Origin of the sequence: Tabrizicola sp., from assembly GCF_034366665.1 — a bacterium.
GTDB lineage: Bacteria > Pseudomonadota > Alphaproteobacteria > Rhodobacterales > Rhodobacteraceae > Tabrizicola.
In genome coordinates this window covers 1-6,025 of record NZ_JAXMMF010000067.1, presented here as the reverse complement: position 1 = coordinate 6,025, position 6,025 = coordinate 1, and the positions used below count along the sequence as shown (strand labels likewise).

Genomic DNA, 6,025 nt, shown 5'->3' with positions numbered 1-6,025 from the left:
GATCCCAGGCATGACCAGCGACGTGAAAGCCAAGAGGGGTGACTCGTCAGGACAGAGCACGCCCATGACGCCCCAGGGCTCGTTCATCGCGATGGTGACGTTGCGCGTCTTGGTGGCGTGCACGCTGCCGTCGTACTTGTCGGCCCAGGCCGCGTAGACGAAGGTCCGGCGGACGGAAGCCTCGACCTCCGCCGCGGCGCGATCGGCGGAGGCGCCGGTCATGGCGCGGATGCGGTCGGCGAACTCGGTGGCGCGGGCGGACAGGTTCTCGCCGATGTAGTAGAGCACCTGCGCGCGGTTGTGCGCGGTGGCGCCGCCCCACGAACCGGCCTTGGCGGCGGCTTCCACCGCGTTGCGGATGTCCTTGCGGTTGCCGATGCCGACGTGGCCGAGGAGCTTGCCCTTGGGGCTGTAGACGGGTTGCGAGTAGCCGGAGTCGGGGCGGGCCTGTTTGCCGCCGATGTACATTTTGGCGGTGCGGTCGAGGGTGTCGACTTGGGGGCCGGCGGGGGCCGCTGGGGTGGTGGCGGGTTTCAGGGCGGCGGGTTTCAGGCTGGGTTTGAGATAGGCCATCAGGCCCTCCCACCCGCCCTCACGCCCGAAGCCTGATTCGCGGACGCCGCCGAAGCCTGCGGCGGCGTCGAAGAGGTTGGTGGCGTTGACCCAGACGACCCCGGCCTTGAGTTTGGGGGCGATGTCGAGGGCGAGGTTGATGTTCTCGGTCCACACCGTCGCGGCGAGGCCGTATTTGGTGTTGTTGGCGAGTTGGACGGCCTCTTCCGGCGTGCGGAAGGTCATGGCGACGAGGACGGGGCCGAAGATTTCTTCTTGCATCAGCGGGGAGGCGGTGCCGAGGCCGGTGAGGAGGGTGGGGGGGTAGAAGGAGCCGTGGGCGGGCAGCGGGCAGGGGGCCTGGTAGTGGTCGCCCGCGGGGTTTTGGGCGACGAGGTCGGTGATGGTTTTCAGCTGGATCGGGTCGACGATGGCGCCGATGTCGATGGCCTTGTCGAGGGGGTCTCCGATGCGGAGGCCGTCCATCCGGTGTTTGAGTTTGGCGTAGAAGCGGGGGGCGATGCCTTCCTGGACGAGGAGGCGGGAGCCCGCACAGCAGACCTGGCCCTGGTTGAACCAGATCGCGTCGACGAGGCCTTCGATGGCGCTGTCGAGGTCGGCGTCGTCGAAGACGATGTAGGGGGATTTGCCGCCAAGCTCCAAGGTGAGGGCCTTGCCGGTGCCTGCCGTGGCTTCGCGGATGCGTTTGCCGACGGAGGTGGAGCCGGTGAAGGCGATCTTGTCGACTTGGGCGTCCACGAGGGCAGCCCCGGTGGAGCCGTCGCCGGTGACGATGTTGAGGACGCCTTTGGGGAGGCCAGCCTCGCGGCTGATGTCGGCGAAGAGGAGGGCGGTGAGGGGGGTGTATTCGGCGGGTTTGAGGACGATGGTGTTCCCGGCGGCGAGGGCGGGGGCGACCTTCCAGGCGAGCATCAGGAGGGGGAAGTTCCAGGGGATGATCGCGCCGCAGACACCGAGGGGCGCGAGGTCGGGGTGTTCGGAGGGGAGGAGCTGGGCGAGGCCGGCGTGGTAGGAGAAGTGGCGGGCGACGAGGGGGATGTCGATGTCGCGGCTTTCGCGGATCGGTTTGCCGTTGTCGAGGGTTTCCAGGACGGCGAGGAGGCGGGCGTGCTTTTGGGTCAGGCGGGCGAGGGCGTAGAGGTATTGCGCGCGTTTGTGGGCGGGGAGGGCGGCCCATTTCGGCTGGGCGCGGCGGGCGGCTTGGACGGCGGTTGCCACGTCCTCGGCGGTGCCATGGGTGACTTGCGCCAGGGGTTTGCCAGTGGCGGGGTTCGATGTAGTGAAGGTCTCACCCGGCGTGGTGAATTGGCCGTCGATGAAATGGCCGAAGGTGGCACCGTGCTTGGCGATCCAGGCGAGGGCTTCGGCGGCGGATTCTGGGGCGGGGCCGTAGGCCATGCTGTCGAAGATTTCCTTGATGGTCATGGGGTCCCTCGATGACGCAGGGCGGTGATTTTGGGGCAAGGCTCGTCGATGACTTCGTCACTCCTCGCGGGTGTTCCGACGAGGAGACGAAGTCGAACGAGGAGGGTTTGGTCCAAGGGCATCCCTTAGCCCATCGCGTGGCGGAAGCCGGCGGAGTAGTGGCCGGTGAGGTGGTGTTCGAGCTGGCGTTCGATGTCGCCGAGGAGGGACGACGCGCCGAAGCGGAAGAGGTCGGGTTGCAGCCAGGGGTGGCCGAGTTCGTCCTTCATGAGGGAGAGGTAGACCAGCGCGTCCTTGGCTTTGGCGATGCCACCTGCGGGTTTGTAGCCGACCTTGAAGCCGGTGCGGGCCTCATAGTCGCGGATGCAGCGGATCATCGTGAGGGAGACGGGTAGGGTGGCGTTGACCGCCTCTTTCCCCGTTGAGGTCTTGATGAAATCGGCGCCCCCCATCATGCAGATGAGGCTGGCGCGGGCGACGTTGCGCAGGGTGCCAAGCTCGCCGGTGGCGAGGATGGCCTTGACGTGGGCGTCGCCGCAGGCCTCGCGCATGTCGCGCATCTCGTCGTAGAGCGCTTGCCAGTTTTGCGTCAGGACATGGCGGCGGGATATGACGATGTCGATCTCCTTCGCCCCGGCGCGGACGCTTTCGCCGATCTCGGCGATCCGCAGTTTGTAGGGCGAGAGGCCAGCGGGGAAGCCGGTCGAGACGGCGGCGACGGGGATCGAGGTGCCTTCAAGCGCGCGGACGGCGTGCTCGACCATCTCGTGATAGACGCAGACCGCACCAACGGTCAGGCCCTGCATCCCCAGCTTTTCCAGCATCCACGGCGCGACCGGCTGGCGCGCCTTGGCGCAAAGGCGCTGGACGCGGCCGGCGGTGTCGTCGCCCGAAAGGGTGGTCAGGTCGATGAGGGAGATCGCCTTGAGAAGCCAGGCGGCCTGGTAGTCTTTCTTCACCGACCGGCGGCCGGGCAGGGTGGCGGCGCGACGCTCGATGGCCGAGGTGTTCGCCTGAACCGAGGCGACCCAGTCGAGGTCCAGCGCCATGCCTGGGTTCCGGGCATGGGTGACCTGCGGCAGAAGGCCCGCTTGGGCCGGAGACAGGGTGTTCATCGGGCCTCCCCAGAGTGACCTGCCGACGATGCCACGCGGGGCTCGGTCGGGCAAGAGCGGGGGCGGCAGATTTCTGACCGGATGGTCAAGAAATCAGGGATCGGGACGCTCGGGCGCCAAGGTGGCCCAGGCCTTGCCGGTGCCGCTGTCGGGGATGTCGGGGTCGGCCTCGCCGCGCAGGATCAGGGTCTTGGCAAGGAACAGGGCCGACACGGGAGCCGTCAGAAGGAGGAAGACCGTGATCAGCAGTTCCTGCCAGCTGATCTGCCCCTGACCCAGAAGGTCCAGCGCCGAAACGAGCAGCGCCGCGCCGACGCCGATGGTGGTGGCCTTGGTCGGCGCATGAAGGCGCTGCATCGGACGCGGCAGACGCAAAAGGCCGTATGAGCCGACAAGGGCGAAGATGCCGCCTGCGACCAGCATGGCGGAGAGGAAGAGGTCGAGGGCCATATCCAGTGCTGGGGTCATTCGATGATGTTCCCGCGCAGAAGGAAGCGGCAGTAGGCCACGGTGCCGACGAAGCTGGTCAGGGCGAAGAGGACGGCAACCTCAAGGTACAGCCCGGTGCCCGCCCAGATGCCGTAAAGGACGACAAGCGCGATGGCGTTGACGGTCATGGTGTCGAGGACCAGCACCCGGTCGGTCAGGGTCGGCGCAGAGAACAGCCGCCAGAGGTTCAGCACGAAGGCCAGCGTCAGGCAACCAAGGAAGAACAGAAGCGCATAGGGCAGGATCATTCGAAAATCCTTTGCAGCCGGGATTCGTAGCGGGCCTTGATGTCGTCGCGGACGGCGTCGGGGTCGGGGGCATGGAGCGCGTGGATCAGGAGCGCGCGGCCGCAGGCAGAGGTGTCCGCGGTCAGGGTGCCGGGGGTCATGGTGATGGTGCCGGCCAGAAGGCTGATCGCCTCGGGCGAGTGGAGGTCAAGCGGCACGGTGATCCAGGCGGACTGGATCTTGTTCCGCGGCATGAAAAGGACGATGCGGGCGACCTGGAAGTTGGCGACGATGACGTCCCAGAGAACAAGGATCGCGTAGGCCGCGAGACCGAAGGGCCGCTTGACACGGGGCCGGTCGGGCCACCAGGCCGAGGTCGCCAGCGGAATGATCGTGGCGAGGATCATCGCCATCACCAGGCTGCCAAGCTTCCACTGGTTCACCAGAAGGAACCACAGCACGACAAGGGTAAGCGAGAGATAGGGGTGGGGGAAGAGGCGTCTCATGGCGCGACCTCCAGCCGGTTGGCGGCGATGTAGGCGGCGGGGTCATGCAGGGAGGCGGCGGTGCCGTCCAGCCAGCCGGTGATGGGCCCCGCGGCCAGGGTCAGCGCGACGATGGTGGCGAGAAGGGCGAAGGCGGCGGTCAGGGCCAGCGGCTCATGCGGGGCGGGGTCGGAGGTCTGGGCGGGGTCGGAAGTCTGGGCGGGGTCGGAGGCCTGGGCGGTGTCGGACGGCTTCCAGAAGAGAAGCGAGCCAGCGCGGGAAAGGCCGAGCAGCATCAGGAAGGACGAGACAAGAACCGCAGGCCAGATCGCGAAGGCCTGGTCGCGCCAGGCATCCAGGATCAGAAGTTTGCCGATGAAGCCTGACAGCGGCGGCATCCCGGCCAGCGCCACGGCCGAGGCGAGGAAAAGCGCCGCGATAAGGCCGTTCTGCGCCACGGGCGAGGGCGCGTCCAGGCGCAGATGCGCCCTGCGGCGCGAGACGAGATCGGCCACCAGGAAGATCAGTGCCGTCGCCAGCGTGGAGTGCAGGATGTAGTACAGCGCGGCGCTGGTGGCTTGCGGTGCCATGTGCGCGATGGCGAGGAAGGCCGTCCCCATCGAGGCGATGGCGGCAAAGGCCGCAAGGCGCGGCAGGGTCGAGGCACCAAGGATGCCAAGCGCGCCGATGGCCAGGGTCACCAGGGCTGCAGGCAGAAGGAAGGCGGGGATCAGGGTCCCGGTGGCAGGCAGGTCGGTCGGAAAGACCAGGGTGGTGAAGCGCAGGGTGGCGTAGGCCCCGACCTTGGTCATGATGGCGAAGAGGGCGGCGACCACTCCGGGTGCGTTGGCATAGGTGCCGGGCAGCCAGAATTGCAGCGGAACCAGCGCGCCCTTGATCGCGAAGACCAGGATCAGCATCACCGCCGCGACGCGCAGGAGGGCGGCGTCGCCTTCGGGCAGGCTGGGCAGTTTGGCCGCGAGGTCGGCCATGTTGAGCGTCCCGGTCACGCCGTAAAGCAATGCCAGCGCGATGAGGAAGAGCGAGGAGCCGACCAGATTGAAGGCGACGTACTGGATGCCCGCCCGCGTGCGCCGGTCGCCGCCGCCGTGGATCATCAGCCCGTAGGAGGCGATGAGGAGGACCTCGAAGAAGACGAAAAGGTTGAAGGCGTCCCCGGTCAGGAACGCGCCTCCCACGCCCATCAGAAGAAACTGCAGGAGGGGATGGAAATGCGCGCCCTTCGCGTCCCAGCCCGAGCCGATGGCGTAAAGCGTGGTGATGAGTGCCACGAAGGCAAGGAGGGCGACCATCATCGCGGACAGCCGGTCAAGGACAAGGACGATGCCGAAGGGGGCGGGCCAGTCGCCCAGAAAGTAAGCCTCGGGGCCGTGGACAGTCGCGGACCACAGGAGGGCGACCGCGATGGCGTTGAGGGCGACGATGGCGGCCAGACTGGCGATGCGCTGCAGATCGAGGTGGCCGCGCAGGGTCAGCACCATGAAGGCGGCGACGAAGGCCGGCAGCACGACGGGGGCGATGATCCAGTGGCTCATGCCTTGTCCTCGCGGTCCAGGTCGATGCGGTCGTGGCCGGTCTGCAGGTGGCCGCCGATGGCCATGATCATGATGACGGCGGTCATCCCGAAGGAGATGACGATGGCGGTCAGGACCAGGGCCTGAGGCAGGGGGTCGGCGGGCGCGTCGGTGGT

7 protein-coding genes are annotated in these 6,025 nt (G+C 67.5%); all 7 read right to left on the bottom strand.

The window, feature by feature from the left end; translation table 11 throughout:
* A partial coding sequence (locus U1E69_RS09350; protein ID WP_322244116.1) for an aldehyde dehydrogenase family protein occupies window positions 1-1,998 on the bottom strand: 1,998 nt, incomplete at its 3' end.
* A gap of 125 nt (window positions 1,999-2,123) precedes the next feature.
* Window positions 2,124-3,113, bottom strand: coding sequence for a deoxyribose-phosphate aldolase (gene deoC, locus U1E69_RS09345; RefSeq protein ID WP_322244115.1), 990 nt, complete (start codon window positions 3,111-3,113; stop codon window positions 2,124-2,126).
* 93 nt (window positions 3,114-3,206) lie between these two features.
* Entirely contained in the window at window positions 3,207-3,581 is a 375-nt protein-coding gene (locus U1E69_RS09340) for a monovalent cation/H(+) antiporter subunit G (protein WP_322244114.1), read from the bottom strand.
* Window positions 3,578-3,850 carry a K+/H+ antiporter subunit F gene (locus U1E69_RS09335; protein WP_322244113.1) on the bottom strand — a complete coding sequence of 91 codons (273 nt, stop codon included), beginning with the start codon at window positions 3,848-3,850 and terminating at the stop codon, window positions 3,578-3,580. Before U1E69_RS09335 ends, U1E69_RS09340 begins: the two co-directional genes overlap by 4 nt.
* The gene (locus U1E69_RS09330; RefSeq protein WP_322244112.1) at window positions 3,847-4,335 is read right to left on the bottom strand and encodes a Na+/H+ antiporter subunit E; all 489 of its coding nucleotides are present in this window, start codon (window positions 4,333-4,335) and stop codon (window positions 3,847-3,849) included. The genes U1E69_RS09335 and U1E69_RS09330 overlap by 4 nt, the downstream gene beginning before the upstream one ends.
* A complete protein-coding gene (locus tag U1E69_RS09325; protein ID WP_322244111.1) occupies window positions 4,332-5,870 on the bottom strand; it encodes a monovalent cation/H+ antiporter subunit D in 1,539 nt (512 codons plus the stop codon). The genes U1E69_RS09330 and U1E69_RS09325 overlap by 4 nt, the downstream gene beginning before the upstream one ends.
* A partial coding sequence (locus U1E69_RS09320) for an NADH-quinone oxidoreductase subunit K (RefSeq protein ID WP_322244117.1) occupies window positions 5,867-6,025 on the bottom strand: 159 nt, incomplete at its 5' end. The genes U1E69_RS09325 and U1E69_RS09320, both read right to left, overlap by 4 nt.

Bases quoted from the DNA above. Each gene is read 5' to 3' on its own strand.
- U1E69_RS09330 (WP_322244112.1), bottom strand. From the start codon at position 4,335: ATGAGACGCCTCTTCCCCCACCCCTATCTCTCGCTTACCCTTGTCGTG.
- U1E69_RS09340 (WP_322244114.1), bottom strand. From the start codon at position 3,581: ATGACCCCAGCACTGGATATGGCCCTCGACCTCTTCCTCTCCGCCATG.
- U1E69_RS09325 (WP_322244111.1), bottom strand. From the start codon at position 5,870: ATGAGCCACTGGATCATCGCCCCCGTCGTGCTGCCGGCCTTCGTCGCC.
- deoC (WP_322244115.1), bottom strand. From the start codon at position 3,113: ATGAACACCCTGTCTCCGGCCCAAGCGGGCCTTCTGCCGCAGGTCACC.
- U1E69_RS09335 (WP_322244113.1), bottom strand. From the start codon at position 3,850: ATGATCCTGCCCTATGCGCTTCTGTTCTTCCTTGGTTGCCTGACGCTG.